The sequence below is a fragment of the Streptomyces sp. ALI-76-A genome, from assembly GCF_030287445.1.
GTDB lineage: Bacteria > Actinomycetota > Actinomycetes > Streptomycetales > Streptomycetaceae > Streptomyces.
Genome location: NZ_JASVWB010000002.1, coordinates 445,209 through 463,814 on the forward strand (window position 1 = coordinate 445,209; position 18,606 = coordinate 463,814).

General features: G+C 72.2%; 19 protein-coding genes, 1 pseudogene and 1 riboswitch. Of the genes and pseudogenes, 11 read left to right on the forward strand and 9 right to left on the reverse strand.

Annotated features, from left to right (window positions below):
- Nucleotides 1-51: 51 nt before the first annotated feature.
- From QQS16_RS02675 to QQS16_RS02685, 3 genes are all read left to right on the forward strand, one after another.
- Nucleotides 52-933, forward strand: a complete 882-nt coding sequence (locus tag QQS16_RS02675) for a LysR substrate-binding domain-containing protein (protein WP_286059987.1) — start codon at nucleotides 52-54, stop codon at nucleotides 931-933.
- A 365-nt stretch (nucleotides 934-1,298) separates the two neighbouring features.
- A complete protein-coding gene (locus tag QQS16_RS02680; protein WP_286059988.1) occupies nucleotides 1,299-2,111 on the forward strand; it encodes a hypothetical protein in 813 nt (270 codons plus the stop codon).
- Between the two features lie 385 nt (nucleotides 2,112-2,496).
- The gene (locus QQS16_RS02685; RefSeq protein WP_286059989.1) at nucleotides 2,497-3,618 is read left to right on the forward strand and encodes a hypothetical protein; all 1,122 of its coding nucleotides are present in this window, start codon (nucleotides 2,497-2,499) and stop codon (nucleotides 3,616-3,618) included.
- Here the strand turns inward: QQS16_RS02685 and QQS16_RS02690 are convergent.
- The 5 genes from QQS16_RS02690 to QQS16_RS02710 form a co-directional block, all read right to left on the reverse strand.
- Nucleotides 3,590-4,264, reverse strand: a complete 675-nt coding sequence (locus QQS16_RS02690) for a hypothetical protein (protein ID WP_286059990.1) — start codon at nucleotides 4,262-4,264, stop codon at nucleotides 3,590-3,592. The genes QQS16_RS02685 and QQS16_RS02690 overlap by 29 nt on opposite strands.
- A gap of 276 nt (nucleotides 4,265-4,540) precedes the next feature.
- Nucleotides 4,541-5,326, reverse strand: coding sequence for a polysaccharide deacetylase family protein (locus tag QQS16_RS02695; protein WP_286059991.1), 786 nt, complete (start codon nucleotides 5,324-5,326; stop codon nucleotides 4,541-4,543).
- Between the two features lie 744 nt (nucleotides 5,327-6,070).
- Nucleotides 6,071-6,304 (reverse strand): hypothetical protein, encoded by a 234-nt coding sequence (locus QQS16_RS02700; protein WP_286059992.1) that lies wholly within the window; start codon nucleotides 6,302-6,304, stop codon nucleotides 6,071-6,073.
- A 142-nt stretch (nucleotides 6,305-6,446) separates the two neighbouring features.
- Nucleotides 6,447-7,034 (reverse strand): TetR/AcrR family transcriptional regulator, encoded by a 588-nt coding sequence (locus QQS16_RS02705; protein WP_286059993.1) that lies wholly within the window; start codon nucleotides 7,032-7,034, stop codon nucleotides 6,447-6,449.
- 489 nt (nucleotides 7,035-7,523) lie between these two features.
- A complete protein-coding gene (locus QQS16_RS02710; protein WP_286059994.1) occupies nucleotides 7,524-7,790 on the reverse strand; it encodes a hypothetical protein in 267 nt (88 codons plus the stop codon).
- Nucleotides 7,791-7,918: 128 nt separating this feature from the next.
- A riboswitch (cobalamin riboswitch) is annotated at nucleotides 7,919-8,103 on the forward strand.
- Nucleotides 8,104-8,133: 30 nt separating this feature from the next.
- On the opposite strand from QQS16_RS02710, the gene QQS16_RS02715 reads away from it, so the two are divergent.
- The 4 genes from QQS16_RS02715 to QQS16_RS02730 are packed head-to-tail and all read left to right on the forward strand — an operon-like array spanning nucleotide 8,134 to nucleotide 10,831.
- Nucleotides 8,134-8,841, forward strand: a complete 708-nt coding sequence (locus QQS16_RS02715; protein ID WP_286059995.1) for an energy-coupling factor ABC transporter permease — start codon at nucleotides 8,134-8,136, stop codon at nucleotides 8,839-8,841.
- Nucleotides 8,841-9,212 carry an energy-coupling factor ABC transporter substrate-binding protein gene (locus QQS16_RS02720; RefSeq protein WP_286059996.1) on the forward strand — a complete coding sequence of 124 codons (372 nt, stop codon included), beginning with the start codon at nucleotides 8,841-8,843 and terminating at the stop codon, nucleotides 9,210-9,212. The genes QQS16_RS02715 and QQS16_RS02720 overlap by 1 nt, the downstream gene beginning before the upstream one ends.
- Nucleotides 9,213-9,218: 6 nt before the next feature.
- Nucleotides 9,219-9,968 (forward strand): cobalt ECF transporter T component CbiQ, encoded by a 750-nt coding sequence (gene cbiQ / locus QQS16_RS02725; RefSeq protein WP_286059997.1) that lies wholly within the window; start codon nucleotides 9,219-9,221, stop codon nucleotides 9,966-9,968.
- Nucleotides 9,965-10,831, forward strand: a complete 867-nt coding sequence (locus QQS16_RS02730) for an ATP-binding cassette domain-containing protein (protein WP_286059998.1) — start codon at nucleotides 9,965-9,967, stop codon at nucleotides 10,829-10,831. Before cbiQ ends, QQS16_RS02730 begins: the two co-directional genes overlap by 4 nt.
- A 375-nt stretch (nucleotides 10,832-11,206) precedes the next feature.
- Here the strand turns inward: QQS16_RS02730 and QQS16_RS02735 are convergent, their stop codons facing one another.
- Nucleotides 11,207-11,503 (reverse strand): hypothetical protein, encoded by a 297-nt coding sequence (locus tag QQS16_RS02735; RefSeq protein ID WP_286066566.1) that lies wholly within the window; start codon nucleotides 11,501-11,503, stop codon nucleotides 11,207-11,209.
- Between the two features lie 10 nt (nucleotides 11,504-11,513).
- Here QQS16_RS02735 and QQS16_RS43845 point away from each other — a divergent pair.
- Nucleotides 11,514-11,597, forward strand: a pseudogene (locus QQS16_RS43845) (alpha/beta hydrolase fold domain-containing protein); the annotation flags it as partial.
- A gap of 123 nt (nucleotides 11,598-11,720) precedes the next feature.
- Nucleotides 11,721-12,176: an SRPBCC family protein gene (locus tag QQS16_RS02745; protein ID WP_286060000.1), complete on the forward strand. Its 456-nt coding sequence runs from the start codon at nucleotides 11,721-11,723 to the stop codon at nucleotides 12,174-12,176.
- A 165-nt stretch (nucleotides 12,177-12,341) separates the two neighbouring features.
- Here the strand turns inward: QQS16_RS02745 and QQS16_RS02750 are convergent, their stop codons facing one another.
- Nucleotides 12,342-14,906, reverse strand: a complete 2,565-nt coding sequence (locus QQS16_RS02750; protein ID WP_286060001.1) for an FtsX-like permease family protein — start codon at nucleotides 14,904-14,906, stop codon at nucleotides 12,342-12,344.
- Complete coding sequence (locus tag QQS16_RS02755; protein ID WP_286060002.1) at nucleotides 14,906-15,694, reverse strand: ABC transporter ATP-binding protein; 789 nt, start codon at nucleotides 15,692-15,694, stop codon at nucleotides 14,906-14,908. The genes QQS16_RS02750 and QQS16_RS02755 overlap by 1 nt, the downstream gene beginning before the upstream one ends.
- Before the next feature lie 275 nt (nucleotides 15,695-15,969).
- On the opposite strand from QQS16_RS02755, the gene QQS16_RS02760 reads away from it, so the two are divergent.
- Together QQS16_RS02760 and QQS16_RS02765 are read left to right on the forward strand one after the other, a co-directional pair.
- Nucleotides 15,970-17,274, forward strand: coding sequence for a sensor histidine kinase (locus tag QQS16_RS02760; protein ID WP_286060003.1), 1,305 nt, complete (start codon nucleotides 15,970-15,972; stop codon nucleotides 17,272-17,274).
- Entirely contained in the window at nucleotides 17,246-17,932 is a 687-nt protein-coding gene (locus QQS16_RS02765) for a response regulator (RefSeq protein WP_286060004.1), read from the forward strand. The genes QQS16_RS02760 and QQS16_RS02765 overlap by 29 nt, the downstream gene beginning before the upstream one ends.
- A 97-nt stretch (nucleotides 17,933-18,029) precedes the next feature.
- On the opposite strand, the gene QQS16_RS02770 is transcribed toward QQS16_RS02765, so the two are convergent.
- Complete coding sequence (locus QQS16_RS02770) at nucleotides 18,030-18,596, reverse strand: hypothetical protein (protein ID WP_286060005.1); 567 nt, start codon at nucleotides 18,594-18,596, stop codon at nucleotides 18,030-18,032.
- Between the last annotated feature and the right edge of the window lie 10 nt (nucleotides 18,597-18,606).

Consider the following 18,606-nt stretch of genomic DNA (forward strand, 5'->3'; position numbering starts at 1 on the left):
GCCACGATATTCTGAAGTACGCGTATCCCAGCCGATTGATACGGACAGCATATGGATCTGCGCCACCTGCGGTACTTCGTGGCGGTGGCCGAGGAGCGCCACTTCGGTCGCGCCGCCGAGCGGCTCCACATGGCCCAGCCGCCGCTGTCCACGCAGATCCGCCAGCTCGAAGCAGAGCTCGGCGTCGAGCTGCTCCGCCGCACCACACGCCGCGTCGACCTCACCGAGGCCGGCCGGGCCTACCTGGAGCGGGCGCGCGCGATCCTCGCCGATGTCGACGAGGCCGCCCACCACGCACGGCTCGTCGCCGCCGGCGCGGTGGGCCACCTCGCGATCGGATGCGTGGGCTCGGCGACGTACAGCCTCCTGCCCGCGCTCTCGCGGCGGCTCACGGAGGAGCTTCCCGGCGTCGACTTCTCCTTCCGCGGCGAGATGCTCGCGCCCGACCAGGTCGAGGCGCTGCGCTCCGGCGCGATCGACGTCGCACTGCTGCGCCCGGTGGCGGCCGACCCCTCCCTCACCGTGCACACGCTGCGCCGGGACCGGCTCGTCGTCGCCGTACCGGTCGACCACCCCCTCGCCCGCCGGAAACGGTTGCGGGCGGCGGACCTGGCAGGTGCCGACCTGATCGTGCACTCCGCCGACCGCCGGTCGGTGATGTACGACGTCGTCCTGGGCCTCCTGCGCGACGCGGGCGTCGAGCCGCACATCCGTCACGAGGTCGGCGAGACCTCGACCCTGGTCACGCTCGTGGCCGGCGGCCTCGGCGTCGCGGTCGTGCCCGAGCCCGTGACCGCGCTCACGCTCGACGGCGTCGCCTACCTGCCGCTGGCCGGGCCCGACGCACGTGTGGAGCTGGCCGTCGCCCACCGCACGGACCGCGCCGAGCCGCACCTGACGCGCACCGTGGGAATCATCCAGGCGATGTTCTGAGACATCCACCGACGCCGGACAAGGGCCCGCTCGGCGGGGCAACCCGCCCGGCGGCGTCGGGGGCGCGGTGGTCGCCGTGGACGCCATGGACGCAATGGGCGCAATGGGCGCAATGGGCGCCGAGCGGGCCCGATTCCACGGCATGGGGCCCGTTCGCTCGTCGGAACGCCGGCGCACCGCAGCCCGCCGGCCCCGATCGACGGCTGACTCCCTGAGGTGGCGAGGCGGATTCTGCCGCCGTCGGTGCGATCAGGTCCGCGGCAGGGCCTGCAAGGTGGCCGGCCCAAGGACCACGAGAGGGGGCCCCGACCATCGCGGGCGAGGTGGCCTAGCCGCGGAGCAGGTTCGCTGTCACGATCGATACCATGGCTCAACTCACTGTGGCGGGCGTGGCGTTGGCGGCCACCTTCGTCGTGTACGGCCTGCTCGGCATCGCCTGGTGGTCGCGCGGCCGGGCCGACCGCAAGGCTGCGGCGCGGCTCGGCTCGCTGGAGATCGACCCGTACCACGCCATCGCCACGGCGGGGTGGCCGGAGGACGCCGACCGGGCCGCGGCGGCCGAGCTGATCCGGGGCGGCATGGTGGAGGTCGACGCCGAGGGTTTCCTCACCACGGGGCGGCGCGTCCGTCCGGCGGAGCCGCCGGCGTACAGACCGGAACACCCGGTACCGAACGCGCTGCTGGACGCCCTGACACGGCACGGCGGCAGGTCGACCCTGCGCGGACTCGTCGACGACCCGCCGCTCAGAGCGGCCCGGGAAGTCTTCCTGCGTACCGAGGACGCCAAGGTGCCACGCTGGTCCGACCGCCGCGAGGACGGCCTCCACTCCGCCGCCACCCTGACCGCGCTGCCGCTGGCCCTCTTCTACGCTGTCCAGATCGTCTTTCTGCGGAAGGAGTCCGCGCCGCACGGAATCGTGGACACCCTGCTCGCACTCCTCCTCGTCGTGATCCTCTGGCTGATGATCGCGGTCCCCGTCGGCTGGTTCGTGCTGAGGTTCTGGCCGGGCCGCCGCGACCCCTTCCGCGAGCACTGCGCCCGACTGCCACGGCATCCGGCCCTGGCGGCCCTCGCTGAGCACCAGAACGCGGCGTTGGCCAGGAGTGCCTCCTACCGGGAGCCGTGGGAAGTGGAGAGGGACCGCTGGGTCGACGTGGACGCGCCCGGCGCCTTCTAGGCTGCGTGCCGGCGGAAGGAACAGGGGCGCACCGGGCTGCGCCAGAAGCAGCGGGCCCGATCCAACAGCCGGTCTGGACCGATGAGGTCCCCTTGCGCGAGGGCCGGACCGATGGCCCGTGCCCCCGTCGACGCCGAGTCTTCCCGCCAGGGCGGCCTTGCCCGGACGGACACGCCTCGACTGGACCGAGTCACACGCACTGGGGTCCGAAGGGCCCGAGCGTGACCGAAGTCGGTGAACATGCGGCGGCAGGCCTCCCGTCCGGCGTCCGTGCTCCGCACAACGAGACGCTGGACGCGGCGTGAACACACCCTTGCCGCCCTCACCCGCACCTTGCACCCTGTGACACGGGGAGTCGCGGTCCGTGACGGGGAGGGGTCGTTCGATGGAGCAGGGCGGGGATTTATCCGAGCGGGACCAGCCAGCCGTCGCAGCGATCAGGGGACGGATACTCCTGCACACCCGCACGGTGGAGGCTGCCGCTCTCGCCACCCACATCTGTGACGGCACGGTTCTCTGCGGGGCCGGGGCGTTGGGCGATGTCAAGGACGCCTTGCGGCAAGTGGGAACCGTGCCGGTGCTTGCCGACCCAGCACACTATGAGAACCACTTCGCCACTGCTTCGGAGAGTTTTTACGTCAGGCCCCGACCCGACACGGCAGGACTTCTCGCCCTGCCGCACGACATCGACCGTCCCGGGCGGGACCAGCTGGCCGCCGGTGCTGCCGCGGCCCTCACCCCGACCCGCTATTTCGCCGCCGACGATGACGTGGCCGTCAGCGCAGCGACCCGCCGCCTGAAGCGGCTCGACGATTCGCAGGTCATCTTCACGGTTCCGCTCGCCGCCGGATGGCTACGGTCCGACAAGAGCGTCCGGTTCCTGATCGACGCACTGAACAGGGTCCCGCATGTGAAGGCGCTGGCCTTCGGCTCTGCCGGCAACCCGCTCTCCGACCGGTCCTCAGCGCGGCGCCTGCGCGGTCTGATCGACAACATCAACCATGTGGCGCTCATCCGCACCGGACTCGCCGGCCTCGACGCCTACACGCGCGGCGCCGCGTTCGTGTCGATCGGCGTGCAGAACTCCTGCCGCGCCTTCCGGCCGCCCGACGCAGTCGGCAGGCCGGACGCCAACCGCAGCGGCAGGCCCAAGTCGTACGTTCTGCATCCTGACCTCATGCAGTACTACCGCCCGGACAAACTCGCTCATCTCTACGGCTTCACCACTCCCCCGGCGTGCGACTGCACCGTCTGCGACGGACAGTCGCTCACCCGGTTCAGCGACGATCGCGACGATGTCCGGGCAGCCGAGCAGCACAACCTGGCCGTCTGGCTGCCGTGGGCCGAAGAACTCCGAGCAGCGTCGCCCCGCGAGCGCCGCCACCTGTGGAGCGCACGCTGCTACGCGGCGATCGAAGCGCACGAACGCGCCAGTCTTCTGTGGCGCAGCCGACGCGACCCGGGACCGCCCGCCGACCTCAGCCTGTGGGCAACCGGAGCGGATTGACCAGTCCCAGCCCGTCGGAAGCACCGAGCAGCCGCGCATAGGCGTGCTCGGCGAACTGCCAGCCGGCCGCCGTCTCGTGCACGTCAGCCAGCGGCTGCACCGGCACCAGCACGCGCGGTTCGTCCACGCCCTGCCAGTGCACCACCCCGGTGCTGAACCGGGCCGCCTCCGCCTGGAGTCGCGCGGAGTCGTCCACCGGACCGTCCAGCCAGACGGCCTGTGGGGCGTACGCGCCGAACGGCATCACGTCCAGCGCTTCGAGGCCGGCGTGCGCGCTGCGCACCACCGCCAGGTCCACCGACAGCGGCGGCACCGCCCACCGCACCACCGCCCCCGCGCGCCGCTCGCACGCGTGGACGGGCTCTCCCCGCTCAAGGAGACGACGGTCCCGGCCCGCGAGCGACGTCAGCGGGACCGCCCGTCCCACAGGCAGCTTCAACAGCGCGTCCAGCAGCCACAGGTCGTCCAGCGGCCCGACGGACGCGGCCTGCCGACGGGCGTGCTCATCGTGGTCCCAGCGGTACGCCAGCACCACCCGCACGTCCCACAGCGTCACCTCGGTCACCTTGGCGTCCGGGTCCAGTTTCCCGCCCGAAGCCGCCTCACACAGGCGGGCGGCATCGGCTTCGGTGAACTTGGAAGTCATCAGATTCATCCCTCGCAACGACAGCGCGAACACACAACCACAGCCGCGACCGGACACCGGACCGGAACAGGTGAACGCGCAGAACGCGAGACCGAATCGGGGCAGGATGGGAGTCCCGCTCCGTGCCCCGGCCCACCGCTGGTTCGTGTCACCCAGGAGAACAGCCGACCCGGCCGGCTCGCCGGCGTTTCTCCTGGTCGGCAGCGCGTGGCGTCGTTCGCGGATGCCGGCCGGCCATGGTGGCGGGCCGGCGCCGTGGCGGGGCAGCCGCGGTGGTCAGCGCACCGGGAAGCCGAAGGAGTATCCCTGCTGCTTCAGCCACGGCAGGATCTCGCGCAGGGCGGCGACGGTCTGGGAGCGCTCTCCGCCGGCGTCGTGGAAGAGAAGGGTCGGCCCGTTGGATATCTCGTTCTTGACGGTGGCGACGATGGCGTCGGTGCCGGGGAGCTCGAAGTCCTTGGAGTCGACGTTCCAGCCCAGCGGGCGCATGCCCCGGGAGGCGGCGAGGTGCCGGCTGTAGGGGGTGAAGGCGCCGCCGGGCGCCCGGTAGTACAGCGGCCGGACGCCCCCGGAGGCCTTTGTGATCATGCGTTCGGAGTCCAGGATCTGCTGTGACTGGTAGGCGTCGGACTTGGTGTCCATGGTGGTGTCGTGCGACACCGTGTGGTCACACAGCCGGTGCCCGGCCGCCACCACAGCCTTGACCAGGTCCGGATGGGCCTGCGCCTGCGTGCCCACCATGCAGAACGTCGCCTTCACACCGTTCTCCCGCAGCACCCGCAACACCTGCGGTGTCCAGACCGGGTCCGGCCCGTCGTCGATGGTGATGTTGACGCCCTGGGCGCCGCGGTCCGAGGCATGGACAATACCCACCGCCACCGGTGCCCCGTCGGTGCCGGAAGCCGGTGTGGACGGGCGCGTGGAGACGCCCGCTCCTGCCGGCCGCTCCTCGACGGGCCCGGCCTGCGCGGTCCACACCGAGGCGGCGGCAGCCACCGCCGTCACCCCGAGCGCCGCCGCCAGTACCCGGCCGTGCCATCCCCGTCCGCCATGCCGCGCCATGTCCGCCCTGTTCTGTGTCGTCCTGGTGGAGCCCGTGCACTCCGTCAGGACGGAGAAAGAACACCGCGGGATCCCCCTGTTACCGATCGAGGACAATTCCGCGGGGGTTCCGGGACGCGTGCGTATCCGCCCGCGCAGCGGAAGAGCGTGATCCACCGGCGCCTCGGCGCCCGGCGCTCTGCGACGTGATGGGGTTTCTGGCGCCGCCCGGCGACGGCGACTTGGCCTTCAGGTCGGCCTGACCGCCAGAAAACCGTCAAGTGCTACAAAGGTGTTCCCTCAATTCCCGTGACCCCGCTCCGTCGTACCGCTCACGAGCGCTGTGACGTGGGGCCGGCAAGGCGCGGGCGGGGCGCGCCGTACGGACAGTCCCGCTGTGCGGCGCATCGTCGCCCACCGCCCGACGGGGCGTCCCGCTGCTCCAGCGCGGGCAGGGCGCCTCCGTCAGGGTCAGCCGAGGGCGCTCAGCCGTGCGGCCTCGTCGTCCGTCAGCCAGATGGTCGCTGCGGAGACGTTGTCCTCCAGGTGGGAGACCTTCGAGGTGGCGGGGATCGGCAGGATCACCGGGACCGGTCCCGTGCGGGTTGACGTGGTCGGACAGCGAGGCCGGATCGCGCTCGGTGTGCTGTGACGGACGGTCAAGGTCCAGTGGCCCCGGACAGCCCTGCCCGGCACCGACGCCCCAGTTGTGGGGCGGGAGGCTGCCGACGGCTTGGACCGGCCCCGCGGGCACCGGGGCTGTCGCTACGCGGCACCGGCCGCTGTCAGGACCGCGACCGGCAGGAGAAGAATCCACTGTGGCAGCCGGAGCAGTGGCCTCGGCCAGCCGACCGACAGCGTGACGACCAGGAAAGCGACCGCGTACGCGCCGAAGTGCGCAGCCACGAACCACGCCATCAGAGCGGTCGCTGACGTATCGTCCGCCAGCGCGAGGTGGACCAAGGCGGCCGCGGAGAGCACCAGGTCGACGCTCACCATGTGCCACACGGCATGAGAACCCTTCTGGGTTCGTCTGCGAGTCCGCAGGACAGCAGCGGACGCACCACATCCCGGTGCCCGCCGGCGATGTGCGCCGCGGCCACACCGGACGCGGTGATGCCCGCTGCGAGGAGCCAGCCGTTCATCGGTTCTCGATTCCCTTGGCGATGACGTCAGCCAGCCGGCCGGCCAGCTGACGGTCTGGATGTTCCCCGACCAGGCCGACGTGGAAGAGCACGGCTCCGGCCAGCGTGTCCAGGACCAGATCCACGGGTGTGTCGCCCGCGATCTCCCCGCGCTCCACGGCACGCTCGAAGACGATCAGCAGCCGCTCCTTCGAGGGGGCCAGGAAGTCGCTGCGGATGCGCGCCTTCAGCACCGGGTCGGCGGCGAAGTCAGCGAGCAGCCCCGGGAGCGCCGCTGCGGCGGCAGGCGCGTGGAACTCGTCGACCAGGCCCTGCACCAGTGCGGTCAGGTCCCCGGCCAGCGTTCCCGTGTCCGGGGTCGGAGCATGGTCGGTGGTCGTGAACACGGCCTCGAAAACCAGGTCCGGCTTGCCCCGCCACCGCCGGTAGACCGTGTCCTTGCCGACACCGGCACGGGCAGCCACCGCCCCGATCGATGTTGCGGCGTAGCCGACCTCGATCACCAGCTCTGTGGCCGCGCTGACGATCGCCTCGTGCGAGCGGGGATCCCTGGGACGTCCCCTGGAGGACGGAAAGGAGCTCATACCGACTTACCTTACAGGTCGACCCGTTTGGTAATCGAGCCGGTCGGCCCTGGTCGGCATCGGAGCCTTCGCGGATCGTTGTCCTCGTCCTTCAAAGAGCTGTTCCGGCAGTCGCCTTCCGGCCGGACGAGCAGCCGGCCCGGACGGGGCGTTTCACAGGGTCGTGTCACAGACGCGGGGGGCGGGTGGCTGCGAACGGCGGGTGCTACTGCCCGGCGGCGAGCCGACCGGGGCCGAGCGGGAGAACACGGATGTCCCCTCCGAATCACCGAAGGAGCGGGATACGACGAGCGCGAGGAAGTGGGACGGATGGCCGGGGTGCGGACCGCAGCGTGGCCACGGACTCCTGTCGCTGCGGCTCACGTGCGCCGGGGGACAACAGCCGTGCGGGAGCCGGGCCCGCCGAGTGGCGGAGCGAGCGCCGGAACGGTCGCCGCGTCCCTGAGAGTCGTACGGGACCGCGCTGATCTCCCAGGGACGAGCGGTACGTCACCCGACGGGTTCGATACTCAGTACGGCAGCGGCGTCGAGGAGCTCGACGACCTTCAGGCTCATCGCGCCGTTGATGGTCGCGGCCGGTCCCTCGCCGCAGCTGAGCCCGACGCCGCCACTGCCCTCCGAGGACACACCGCCGCCACCGGAACAGCCCGAAACGCTGGATCCCGACCCCGTCAGTGGCGCGGCCGTCTCGACCGCGTCGCCGGTGATCGCCCTCACCTTGATCGGCCCGAGACCGTACGCCTCCGGCACGGTCACGACATCTCCGTGTTCGAGGGAACCGGCGCGCCCGGCGGACCCGGATCGGGCGTACACCCAGTCACGTGAGCGGGCAAAGGCCCATTTCACGCCCCTGAGGCGCGCTTGTCATCGGCCCTGGGCGGGCACTATTGTCACCACGCCTTGGTGAACGGGAAATCCGGTGTGATGCCGGTGCGGCCCTCGCCACTGTGATCGGGAAGTCCGGCTCCAGCCCTCAACGGGCAGCCACTGGGTCCTTGTGACCCGGGAAGGCGGAGCACGGGCGGTGGTACCCGTCAGCCAGGAGACCGGCCAAGGCGCGTCAACCATCCACGAGGTGCTGGAAAGGGTCTGTCAAGCCATGCACATAGCCGAGGGCTTCCTGCCCCCCGCGCACGCCGTCGCCTGGGGCGTCGCGGCCGCGCCGTTCGTCGTCCACGGAGTCCGCTCCCTCACCCGTGAAGTCAGAGAACATCCCGAGAGCACCCTGCTGCTGGGCGCCTCCGGGGCCTTCACGTTCGTCCTGTCCGCCCTGAAGCTGCCCTCCGTGACCGGGAGTTGCTCACACCCCACCGGCACCGGACTGGGCGCCATCCTCTTCCGGCCACCGATCATGGCCGTGCTGGGCACCATCACCCTGCTCTTCCAGGCGCTGCTGCTCGCCCACGGCGGCCTGACCACACTGGGCGCCAACGTCTTCTCGATGGCGATCGTCGGTCCCTGGGCCGGATACGCGATCTACGGACTGCTGCGGCGGTGTGCGGCGCCGCTGATGGTGGCCGTCTTCTTCGGGGCGTTCGTCGCCGACCTGTCGACGTACTGCGTGACCAGTGTGCAGCTGGCGCTCGCCTTTCCCGACCCCAGCAGCGGATTCGTGGGCGCGCTGGGCAAGTTCGGCTCCATCTTCGCCGTCACCCAGATCCCGCTCGCGGTGAGCGAGGGCCTGCTCACGGTGCTCGTGATGCGGCTGCTGGTGCAGTCCAGCAAGGGCGAGCTGACCCGGCTGGGTGTCCTGGTGGCCGGCAAGCGTGCCAGGACCACGACGACCGAGACCGAGGCGGTGGCCTGATGAGCAGGAACGCGAAGATCAACGCCCTGCTGCTGTTCGTCGTGGCCGCGCTCGCCGTGCTGCCGCTCGTCCTCGGCCTCGGCGACCACAAGGAAGAGCCGTTCGCCGGCGCCGACGCCGAGGCGGAGACCGCGATCACCGAGATCGACCCGGACTACGAGCCCTGGTTCTCCCCCCTGTACGAGCCGCCGTCCGGTGAGATCGAGTCGGCCCTGTTCGCCCTCCAGGCCGCCCTGGGCGCCGGCGTCCTCGCCTACTACTTCGGTGTGCGCCGGGGGCGGCGCCAGGGCGAACTGCGGGCACGGGAACAGGGCGCCGCCGCCGGCGCGCCCGGTGATGCCGCCGGAGAGCCCGCCCTCGACGGGTCCTGATCACTCGTGCTGCCGATCGACGCGGCGGCGCACAGCAGTCGCTGGCGCCGCCGCCATCCCGTGGACAAGGCCGTGCTCGGACTCGGGCTCACCGTGCTCGCGATCTCGCTGCCGCCCTGGCCCGGCGCCGCACTCGTCCTCCTCGTCGCCCTCGCCGTACTGCTGGGCCCGGCGGGCGTGCCCGGCCGCAGACTGTGGCGTGCCTACCGGGTACCGCTGGGCTTCTGCGTGACCGGCGCGGCACCCCTGCTCGTCCAGGTCGGCGGGCCGCAGGGTTTCGTGTCCCTGGCCGGCGACGGTCCGCTGCGGGCCGGGGAGCTGCTGCTGCGCACCTCGGCCGCCTCCCTGGGCGTGCTGCTGTTCGCCTTCACCACGCCGATGTCCGACCTGCTGCCGCGCCTGGTGCGGGCCGGGGTGCCCGCACCGGTCGTGGACGTGGCCCTGGTGACGTACCGCATGAGCTTCCTGCTCCTGGACTCCGTGCGGCGCATCCGGGACGCCCAGGCCGCCCGGCTCGGGCAGACCACCCGGGCCGCCACCTGGCGCTCCCTGGCCGGGCTCGGGGCCACCGCCTTCGTCCGCGCCTTCGACCACGCCACGCGACTCCAGGCCGGGCTCGCGGGGCGCGGCTACGACGGCACGCTGCGCGTCCTCGTGCCCGAGGCCCGCGTCTCCGTCCGCTTCACGGCCGCGAGCTGCGCGCTCCTCGCAGCGGTGGCCGCCCTCACCCTCGTACTGGAAAGGGCGTTGCCATGAGCGAGCCCACCGCCCTGGTCGCCCTGCGGGGCGCGTCCTACGCCTACGAGGACGGCCCCGCCGTGCTCAGCGGCCTCGACTTCGACGTGTGCGAGGGGCGCGCGCTCGCGTTGCTGGGCCGCAACGGCAGCGGAAAGACCACGCTGATGCGGCTGCTCAGCGGCGGACTCCGGCCCGGTGGCGGCCGGTTGACCGTCGAGGGGAAGGCGGTGACGTACGACCGCAAGGGGCTGACCCGGCTTCGGACAACCGTCCAGCTGGTCGTCCAGGACCCCGACGACCAGCTCTTCGCCGCGTCCGTCTCCCAGGACGTCTCCTTCGGGCCGCTGAACCTCGGCCTGCCCGACACCGAGGTACGGGCGCGGGTCGACGAAGCGCTCGCCGCCCTGGACATCACCGCACTGGCCGACCGGCCCACGCACCTGCTGTCGTACGGGCAGCGCAAGCGGACCGCGATCGCGGGGGCGGTCGCGATGCGACCTCGCGTGCTGATCCTCGACGAGCCGACCGCGGGACTCGACCCGGACGGCCAAGAGCGGCTGCTCGCCACCCTCGACGGGCTCCGCGCGCGCGGCACCACCGTGGTCATGGCCACCCACGACGTCGATCTCGCCCTGCGCTGGGCCGACGACGCCGCGCTCCTCACCCCTTCCGGAGTACGCACAGGACCCGCGCCCGCGATGCTGGCCCGCACCGATCTCCTCCACCAGGCGGGGCTGCGGCTGCCGTGGGGCGTCGCGGTGGCCCGACTGCTGCGCGCGCAGGGCCTGTTGGCCGACACCGCCGACGGCCCGCGCACCCCTGGGGAGATGGCGTCCTTCGCTTCGCCGCAGCCCACCGACCCGCGACCCGCCGATGGCTGACGCACCCGGGCCGGCCCGTCCGACGTCCGACGGACAGAAGCCGGCCGCCAGCGAGGACCTCGCCCGGCTCCGGGTGTGCGGTGCAGGCCGGTGCGGGCCGGCGGGCATCGGCTCCGGATCCGGGTCCTGACGGCCACGTTCACCGTCTGCTGCGGACACCGGACGGCGTCGACGCGGCACTCAGCGGGATGGACGCGTCCACGACCGCGCGGGCGATGGCCGTCCGGTGTGCGCGGCGTCCGACGGCTGGTGGAGCAGGGCGGGCGGCCCGGGGGCCCACGGCGGCCGGGCGCGGACGGCACACGGTGAGACCCGGCCCGGCTCCTCCCCGAACGGTCTTCACCCGCCGTCACGGCATCGTCCGGAGCGCCCGTGTCACACGCCGGGCGCGGCCGCCTCGACCGCTCGCCGGGTGTCCTCGGTGATGAGATCCAGGTTGAGGGCGGCTGCCGCCCTGAGCCCGGCGGCGGCCGAGCCGATGACGGTCTCCGTGAGGCTCGTCACGTTGCCCGCCGCGTACACACCCGCCGTACTCGTCGCTCCCTGCGCGGTCGTCACCACGTGACGGCCCGCGACCTGACCGAGGAGCCGCAGTTCCGCGGTCTCGATGTCCAGGCCGGCCAGCCCCTCCAGCCGGGCGGTGAAGAGCGGGGCGACCACCAGGTTGCTCACCTGCGGCCGCCGACCACTGCGGGCGGCCGTCGTGTCGGTCGAGTACCGCCTGGCCCCGGAACACCCCTACCCCGCGGCGCTCGACGCCGACTACCTCGACCGTCTTGCCGCGCTCACCCGGCGGCTGATCGACGACGTGACCGTCTGACACACGGTACGAGCCCTCTCCCCCTGCCCACCTCCTGACGAACCGTCATCGCACACCAGGAGCACCTTCATGGCACACACCTTCACCAGCGCCGTCGTCCCCGCCGGCGCGGACGCCGTCTGGCGGGCCGTCCGTCCCTTCGACGCCGTGGACGCCTGGCACCCGGCCATCGAGTCCAGCGTCCTCAAGGAGGGCGGACCGGCCACGGTCGGCTCCCTGCGACAGCTGCGGTTCGCGGACGGCATCACCGTGGTGACCGAGCGTCTGACCGCTCTGGACGACACCGCCCGCACCTTCACCTACGAACTCGTCGAGCACCCCTTCCCGGTGCGCCGCAGCGTCTCGACCCTGCGCGTGACTCCCGTCACCGACACCGGCGAGGAGTTCGTCGAGTGGTGGGCCGACTCCGTGGAGGACTCGGTGGACTCCGCCGGCGCCCAGGCTCTGGTCCGGGAGCTGTACGGCAGCGGTCTGTCCGCCCTCCAGCAGCGGTTCGCCTCGGTACGGGACACCGTCGTCGACTGACCCGGTCCGCGCGCGCACCCCTCCGCTGGCGGGACGCGCGTCGCCCGCGTGCGCTGCCCGGCCCGCCGGTGAGCGCGTCCGCGAGCTCTCTCCGGGGCGCCCCTCATCGCTCCCCCGTCCCTTCACCCTCCTCGTCCCTCCTCCGTCCTCGTCGTTCCCTCGTCGTCATTCCTTCGTCCCGATGGCGTCCACCGGACGCCCCCGGAGCATCAGCCGGGTGGGCAGCATCGCCCCGGCCACCGCCAGCAACGCCGTCGATCCGACGATCGTGAGCCAGCCCAGGACCGGCACCGTCGGTATCACCTCACCGGTCAGTGCCAGGGCGACCAGTGCCAAGGGCGGCACCGACAGCAGCGTTCCGAGGACTCCTCCGACGGCCGCCACGGTGAAGCTCTCCCACCGCACCATCCCCAGCACCTGCGACCGGCTGCTGCCGGTCAGTCTCAGCAGCGCGAACTCCCGGCGGCGGGTGGCGGTGTTCATCGCCTGCGTGTTGACGACGGTGAGAGCGGTGTAGGCGATGACGACGCCGACCACCACGTAGTTCACCCACGCGGTCGCCCGCTGTTCCGCCACCTGGGCGTCGACCGCCACGGCTCCGCTCAGGGCGGTGCCCGGGTAGTCGCGTGCCAGGGCGGAAAGCCCGGGTGCGGTGCCGGCCGCCGAGCGGATCAGCACCGACTGGTCGACACCGGCGGTGGTGTGGGACAGGAGCAGGTCGTGGTCGAAGGTGAGGTCGGCGAAGCCGAGCCCCCGGCCGTACACGGCGATCACCTCGCCGGTGAAGGGCACGCCGTCCCCGAAGTACAGACGCGCCCGGTCTCCGACGCCGAGCCCCAGCCACGAGGCCGCCGTCGTGCTGAGGGCGACGGTGTCCGGAGCCAGGGCGGACAGGTCCCCCTCGCCGGCGTCCAGGTCGACGGTGGCGGACAGGGCGGACGGTTCCAGGCCCTGCGCGGTCAGGGAGACGGCCTCCTCCGTGCCGAGCAGCGAGCCCACGCCGACCGCCTTGGAGCGGACCACACCGGTGGCAGCCCTCACCCCGGGCAGTTCGGCGGCCCGCTCAGCGAGGTCCGGGGACACACCGGCGGGGGCGGTCAACACCTGGTCGGCCACCGTGCCGGAACGGATCTCGTCGGCGGCCTGGCTCAGCTGGGTCGTCTGGGTGAAGACGACCGTCGCGGCGAAGGACACCGCCAGAAGGAGCGGGGTGACGGCGGCCGCGGTCCGGGCGGCACGGGCGTGGGAATGGGCCGCCGCGAGCCAGCCGGTGACGCCGGTCCGGACGAGCAGCGGAGCCAGCAGGGCCGTGGCGGCGCGGGTGATCAGCGGGCCGAGGACCGCGGCGGCGATGACGAGCAGCAGGACGAGCGAGTTCGCCAGTCCGACCAGGGTCATGAAGTCGGTGCGGTAACCGAACCCCAGGCCCAGCACGGACACGGCCAGGGCGAGCAGGAGACCGCCGGTCACCAGACGCCCTCGGCCGAGGCGCGCGGGCTCGGCCGACGCCTCGCGCAGCGCCTCCGTGGGACGGACGCGGGCCGCCGCCCGGGCCGCGACGAAGGCCGCGGTCACCGCGGTCAGGACGGTGGCGCCCACGGCGGCGAGGAACGGGAGCGGGCCGATGACCGGCCAAAAGTCCGGCGGCACCAGGCCGCGTCCGGCGAACTGCCCGCTCAGCCAGTACACGACACCGACACCGAGGGGACAGCCGAGCACTCCGGCCACCAGGCCGGCCGTCGCGGACTCCGCCGTGATCATCCGGCGCAGCTGCCCCGGAGTGGCGCCGACAGCGCGCAGCAGGGCCATCTCGCGGCGACGGTGGCGGACGGCGAGGGACGTGGTGGCGCACAGCACGAACACGGCCACGAGCAGGACGTTGCCGCCGACCGCGGTGACGAGTTCCACCAGGTTGGCCGCGCCGACCGCGATGTCGGTGAACTCCGCCTCGCCACGTCCGTCGCCCGTGTACACGGCCGCGTGATGCCCGGCCAGCACCCGTTCGACACCGGCCGTCACCTCTGCGGAGGGGACACCGGGCGCGGTGAACACGCCGAAGGCGTCGACGGACGCATCGAACCGGGGAACCAGCCGCTTCATCGCGGCCGCGGAGGCGAACAGCACCGACTGCCGGGGAGTGCGACCGTCGTCGAGGGACACCAGCCCGGCCACCTCGAAGGTGAGCGGGGTGGACGCTGCCATGAGCCGTACGTCGTCACCGGTGCGGAGCCCGGCCCGGGCCGCGAGATCGGTGTCCAGGACGACCTGGCGGGAGCCCTGGGGGCCGTGTCCCTCGGCGAGGCGGAAGCCGCCCAGGACGCGGCTCCTCCAGGTGTGTGCCTGCGGTACGGCTCCGTTGGCGCCGGTCACGACCCGGTCCCCGTCCAGCAGACGGACGGTGGCGCCGCGGTCGGGCACCACGGAGGCGACACCGTCCACCGCGGCGAGGTCCAGGGCCAGGGAGGCGTCGAGCCGCGGTCGTTCCGGCAGCGGCCGGGAGCTGCGGTAGGCGGTTCCGTCCGCGGATCTCACGTCGAGGTCGACGGACTGCCGGCCGGCGACGACAACCGGCGCCTTCTCGTACCGCTCGGGCGGCAGGGCCGAACGCAGCCCGGATTCCAGGAGTACGCCGCAGGCGCTGATCACCGCCGCGCCCAGCAGGAGGGCGACGAACGTCGCGGCGAAGGCTCCGCTGCGGACGCGTAGCGTGGCGAGGGCGATGCGCAGCATCAGCTGCTCCTCCGCAGCTCGGTCATGACGCTCTTGACCCGCGCGGCGGAGGGCGCCTCCAAGCGGCGCGCCACGCGTCCCGCGGCCAGGAAGACGACCAGGTCCGTACGTTGAGCGGCGGCCGGGTCGTGCGTGACCATCACCACGGTCTGGTGCAGGTCGGTCACCGCCTGCCGGAGCAGGGCGAGGACGTCCTCGGCCGTGTCCGGGTCGAGAGCGCCGGTCGGCTCGTCCGCGAAGATCACTTCGGGGCGAGTGATGAGGGCGCGCGCGATGGCGACACGCTGCTGCTGCCCACCGGAGAGTTGTGAGGGACGACGGCCGAGCAGCCCGGTGAGACCCACCGCGGCCGTGACGCTGCGGACCGAGTCGTGGTCCGCTCCCGCTCCTGCCAGCCGCAGCGGCAGGGTGATGTTCTGCTCCACGGTGAGCGAAGGCAGCAGGTTGAACGCCTGGAAGACGAACCCGATCCGGGTCCGGCGGAACCGGGTGAGCTGCGTCTCGCTCAGCTCGCCGAGGTCCTGTCCGCCCAGCTGGACGGTTCCGCAGGACGGCCGGTCGAGCCCGGCGGCACAGTGCAGGAAGGTGCTCTTCCCCGAGCCGGAGGGGCCCATGACGGCGGTGAAGCTGCCGGCGGCGACTTCGGTGCTGACATCGTCGAGTGCGAGGACCGCGGAAGGACCGCGACCGTACTCCTTGGTGACCTGGGTCAGCCGTACGGCGCTCCGCGACGGATCGATGCCGATGGGGTCGCCGGGGAACGGTTTGCGGCTGCGTGCTCCGAGCATGGTCGGACCTCGAGATTCGGTGGCCGGTGGTGGGTTCTTCCAGTCCACCGGCCTCCACCGCCCGGAACCTCCGTCGGCACGTCGAATCGCGCGCTCCGCCCGGCGGGTGAGAACCAAGCCGGCTTCCCCCGTCCGGACGAGGGCGGGCGGCGTCCTCGGACGCCGTGGACGGTGCCTCTCCTCCTCAAGGAGGGGGCCGGGAGGAGGAAGAACGGCCACCTGGTTCAGACCTGGGAGGGGCGGGGGACGTGAGCGGCGCCTCTACCGTTGTCCCCATGAGAGAGTCGGGGCCCTTCGCGGGCCACCAGGTGCCGGCCGTGGTGACGGACGTGACGCTGGCCGTCCTGACGGCGGCGGCGTGCCTGGCACTGCCGGAGGCGATCCCGCCCGGTGCTCACACCCTGCGGCCGCCGGATCAGTGGTGGCTCGTCCTGGTGCTGCTGTCGACTCTTCCGCTCGCTCTGCACCGCAGGGTGCCCCTGACGAGCCTGCTGGTGATCGCGGCCGCGGCCGGGACGCTGCAGCACCTCTCCTACATCCCGCAGCTCGCCGGACCGGACGGCACGTCGATCGGCCCCACTTACCTGGCCGTGGCGGCTGCCGTGTTCCTCACGGCCGCACGCCGGGCGGCTCGGGCGACGACCTTCGTGGCCGCCGTGTTCATCCCCTTGAGCGCGTCGGTGGAGGCGTTCCTCGCGCCGGCGGGACACCGGCTCGCCGCACTGCTGACCGATGCCGTGCTCCTGTTGGCGGCGTGGGCCCTGGGCCGGCTGTCCCGGGCGCGGACGGTCGTGCGGGACGAGGCCATGCAGCGCGCTGCCGCCCTGGAACGCGAACAGGTCGCCAACGCGCGGGCCGCGGTGATGGAGGAGCGGGCGCGGATCGCCCGTGAGCTGCACGACATCGTGGCGCACAACGTGAGCCTCATGGTCGTGCAGACCATCGCGGCCGACCGCGTCCAGGACCGGTCTCCCGACAAGGCGCACGAGCTGCACGCCACCGTCGAACAGACGGGCCGGGACACCGTCGACGAGCTGCGCCGGCTGCTGGACGTGCTGCGCACCGACGAGAACGCGGAGGGGACGCCGTCGAAGGAACCTCCCCAGCCGACCATCGACGCGCTGCCCGCACTGGTCGACGCCGTACGCGCCACCGGGCTGGACGTCGACTACCAGGTGTCGGGCACGCCGGGTCCGCTGCCCGCGGGTTACCACCTGACGGTGTACCGCGTCGTGCAGGAGGCGCTGACCAACACGGTCAAGCACGCGGGCTCGCCCCGCACCCGGGTCAGCCTGCTGTGGGGGGAAGAACCGGAACGGCTGCACATCCGCGTCTGTGACGACGGGCCGGGTGACGCCGGTGGGGCCACGGCACGCCCCCCGGTTCCCGCCGGCACCTCCGGTCATGGTCTGCTGGGGATGCGAGAGCGGGTCGCCGCGACAGGCGGCACTCTGCACACCGGCCCACGGCCCGGCGGCGGATACTGCGTCCACGCCGTGCTTCAGCTGCCCGACCACGGCGGCATCGCGAGCAACGGAGGAACTGCGCACCATGCGGCCCATCAGCGTCCTGCTGGCTGACGACCAGCCGATGATCCGGACCGGCTTCCGGTTCATCCTGGAGGCGGAGCCGGACATCGAGGTCGTGGGTGAGGCCGCCGACGGCCAGGAAGCCGTCGAGGAGACCCGTCGGCTGGCACCGGACGTCGTGCTCATGGACATCCGCATGCCGCGGATGGACGGAGTCGAGGCGACCCGTCTGATCGCCGAAGGCGGGCTTCGCAGCCGGGTCATCATCCTGACCACGTTCGACCTCGACCAGCACGTGGTCGACGCCCTGCGGGCAGGCGCGAGCAGTTTCCTCGTCAAGGACGGCCCGGCCGACTCCCTGGTGGCGGCCATCCGTACGGTGGCCGCCGGCGAGGCCGTGCTCGCACCCCGCGTCACCCGGCGCCTGCTTGAGCGTTTCGCCGGCATGCCCTTGGAGGCCGCTCCCCCCGTTCCGCCGCGCCTGGACGCTCTGACCGCGCGCGAAGTGGAGGTGCTGGGGATCCTGGCCCGCGGTCTGTCCAACGCGGAGATCGCCGCCGAGCTGGGGATCGGCGAGACGACGGTGAAGACGCACGTCGCTCACATCCTCGACAAGTTCCGGCTGCGCGACCGGGTGCAGGCGGTGATCCTCGCCTACGACTCGGGACTGGTGACCCCTCGCACGGGCCACCGGCCCGGGCCGGTGTGACCCGCGGTGGCCGGCCGTGGGGTGTCCGGCCGGCCACTTCGACCGTCGTGCGCTCCTCGATCTCGTCGCTGCCGCTCATCCCGTCGGCCCCGACCGCTCAAGGTCGCTTCTCGACGTCCTCCACCGACGTCGGCCCCAACTGCTTGGCGCTGGCGTACTCCGGCATCGTCATCGGCTTGTCGAACAGGAAGAACGACTGGTTCGTGCCCACCGTGAACTCCATGTACGCGCCCGTCGTGGCGTCGAAGCCGTAGTAGGCGTTGCAGGTGGAACCCGACGTGTACGTACCGTCCATGCCGGGCTGCGCGAGGACCGCGATGCCGTTGGAAGAGGACTCCACCCTCTCCGTCGGAGTGAGCATCTTGCAGCGCGGCACCGGCAGGCCCTTCATGACGAAGTACCCGTACTCGCCGTTGGCGTTCTGGATGTAGACGTACGAGAGTTTGCCCCGCTTACCCCAGGTCTTGATCCACTGGTTGATCGCTTCGCGGGTCGGCGAGTACTCCATGCGGCCCGCCGGCTGCTGGGCCACGAGGTGGTCGTAGTTGTCCTGCTTGGCCTTGTTCTCCTTGTCCTGGCTGGAGTCGTCCGTGCAGGAGGTCAGGGCAAGGCCCAGAACAAGCGCGATGACGGTGGCCAGGGCCATGCGTGCGAACTGTTTCATGTGGTGCCGC

Coding starts and splice junctions, on each gene's coding strand:
- QQS16_RS02675 (WP_286059987.1), top strand. CDS start 52: ATGGATCTGCGCCACCTGCGGTACTTCGTGGCGGTGGCCGAGGAGCGC.
- QQS16_RS02680 (WP_286059988.1), top strand. CDS start 1,299: ATGGCTCAACTCACTGTGGCGGGCGTGGCGTTGGCGGCCACCTTCGTC.
- QQS16_RS02685 (WP_286059989.1), top strand. CDS start 2,497: ATGGAGCAGGGCGGGGATTTATCCGAGCGGGACCAGCCAGCCGTCGCA.
- QQS16_RS02690 (WP_286059990.1), bottom strand. CDS start 4,264: ATGACTTCCAAGTTCACCGAAGCCGATGCCGCCCGCCTGTGTGAGGCG.
- QQS16_RS02695 (WP_286059991.1), bottom strand. CDS start 5,326: ATGGCGCGGCATGGCGGACGGGGATGGCACGGCCGGGTACTGGCGGCG.
- QQS16_RS02700 (WP_286059992.1), bottom strand. CDS start 6,304: ATGGTGAGCGTCGACCTGGTGCTCTCCGCGGCCGCCTTGGTCCACCTC.
- QQS16_RS02705 (WP_286059993.1), bottom strand. CDS start 7,034: ATGAGCTCCTTTCCGTCCTCCAGGGGACGTCCCAGGGATCCCCGCTCG.
- QQS16_RS02715 (WP_286059995.1), top strand. CDS start 8,134: ATGCACATAGCCGAGGGCTTCCTGCCCCCCGCGCACGCCGTCGCCTGG.
- QQS16_RS02720 (WP_286059996.1), top strand. CDS start 8,841: ATGAGCAGGAACGCGAAGATCAACGCCCTGCTGCTGTTCGTCGTGGCC.
- QQS16_RS02730 (WP_286059998.1), top strand. CDS start 9,965: ATGAGCGAGCCCACCGCCCTGGTCGCCCTGCGGGGCGCGTCCTACGCC.
- QQS16_RS02745 (WP_286060000.1), top strand. CDS start 11,721: ATGGCACACACCTTCACCAGCGCCGTCGTCCCCGCCGGCGCGGACGCC.
- QQS16_RS02750 (WP_286060001.1), bottom strand. CDS start 14,906: ATGCTGCGCATCGCCCTCGCCACGCTACGCGTCCGCAGCGGAGCCTTC.
- QQS16_RS02755 (WP_286060002.1), bottom strand. CDS start 15,694: ATGCTCGGAGCACGCAGCCGCAAACCGTTCCCCGGCGACCCCATCGGC.
- QQS16_RS02760 (WP_286060003.1), top strand. CDS start 15,970: ATGAGAGAGTCGGGGCCCTTCGCGGGCCACCAGGTGCCGGCCGTGGTG.
- QQS16_RS02765 (WP_286060004.1), top strand. CDS start 17,246: ATGCGGCCCATCAGCGTCCTGCTGGCTGACGACCAGCCGATGATCCGG.
- QQS16_RS02770 (WP_286060005.1), bottom strand. CDS start 18,596: ATGAAACAGTTCGCACGCATGGCCCTGGCCACCGTCATCGCGCTTGTT.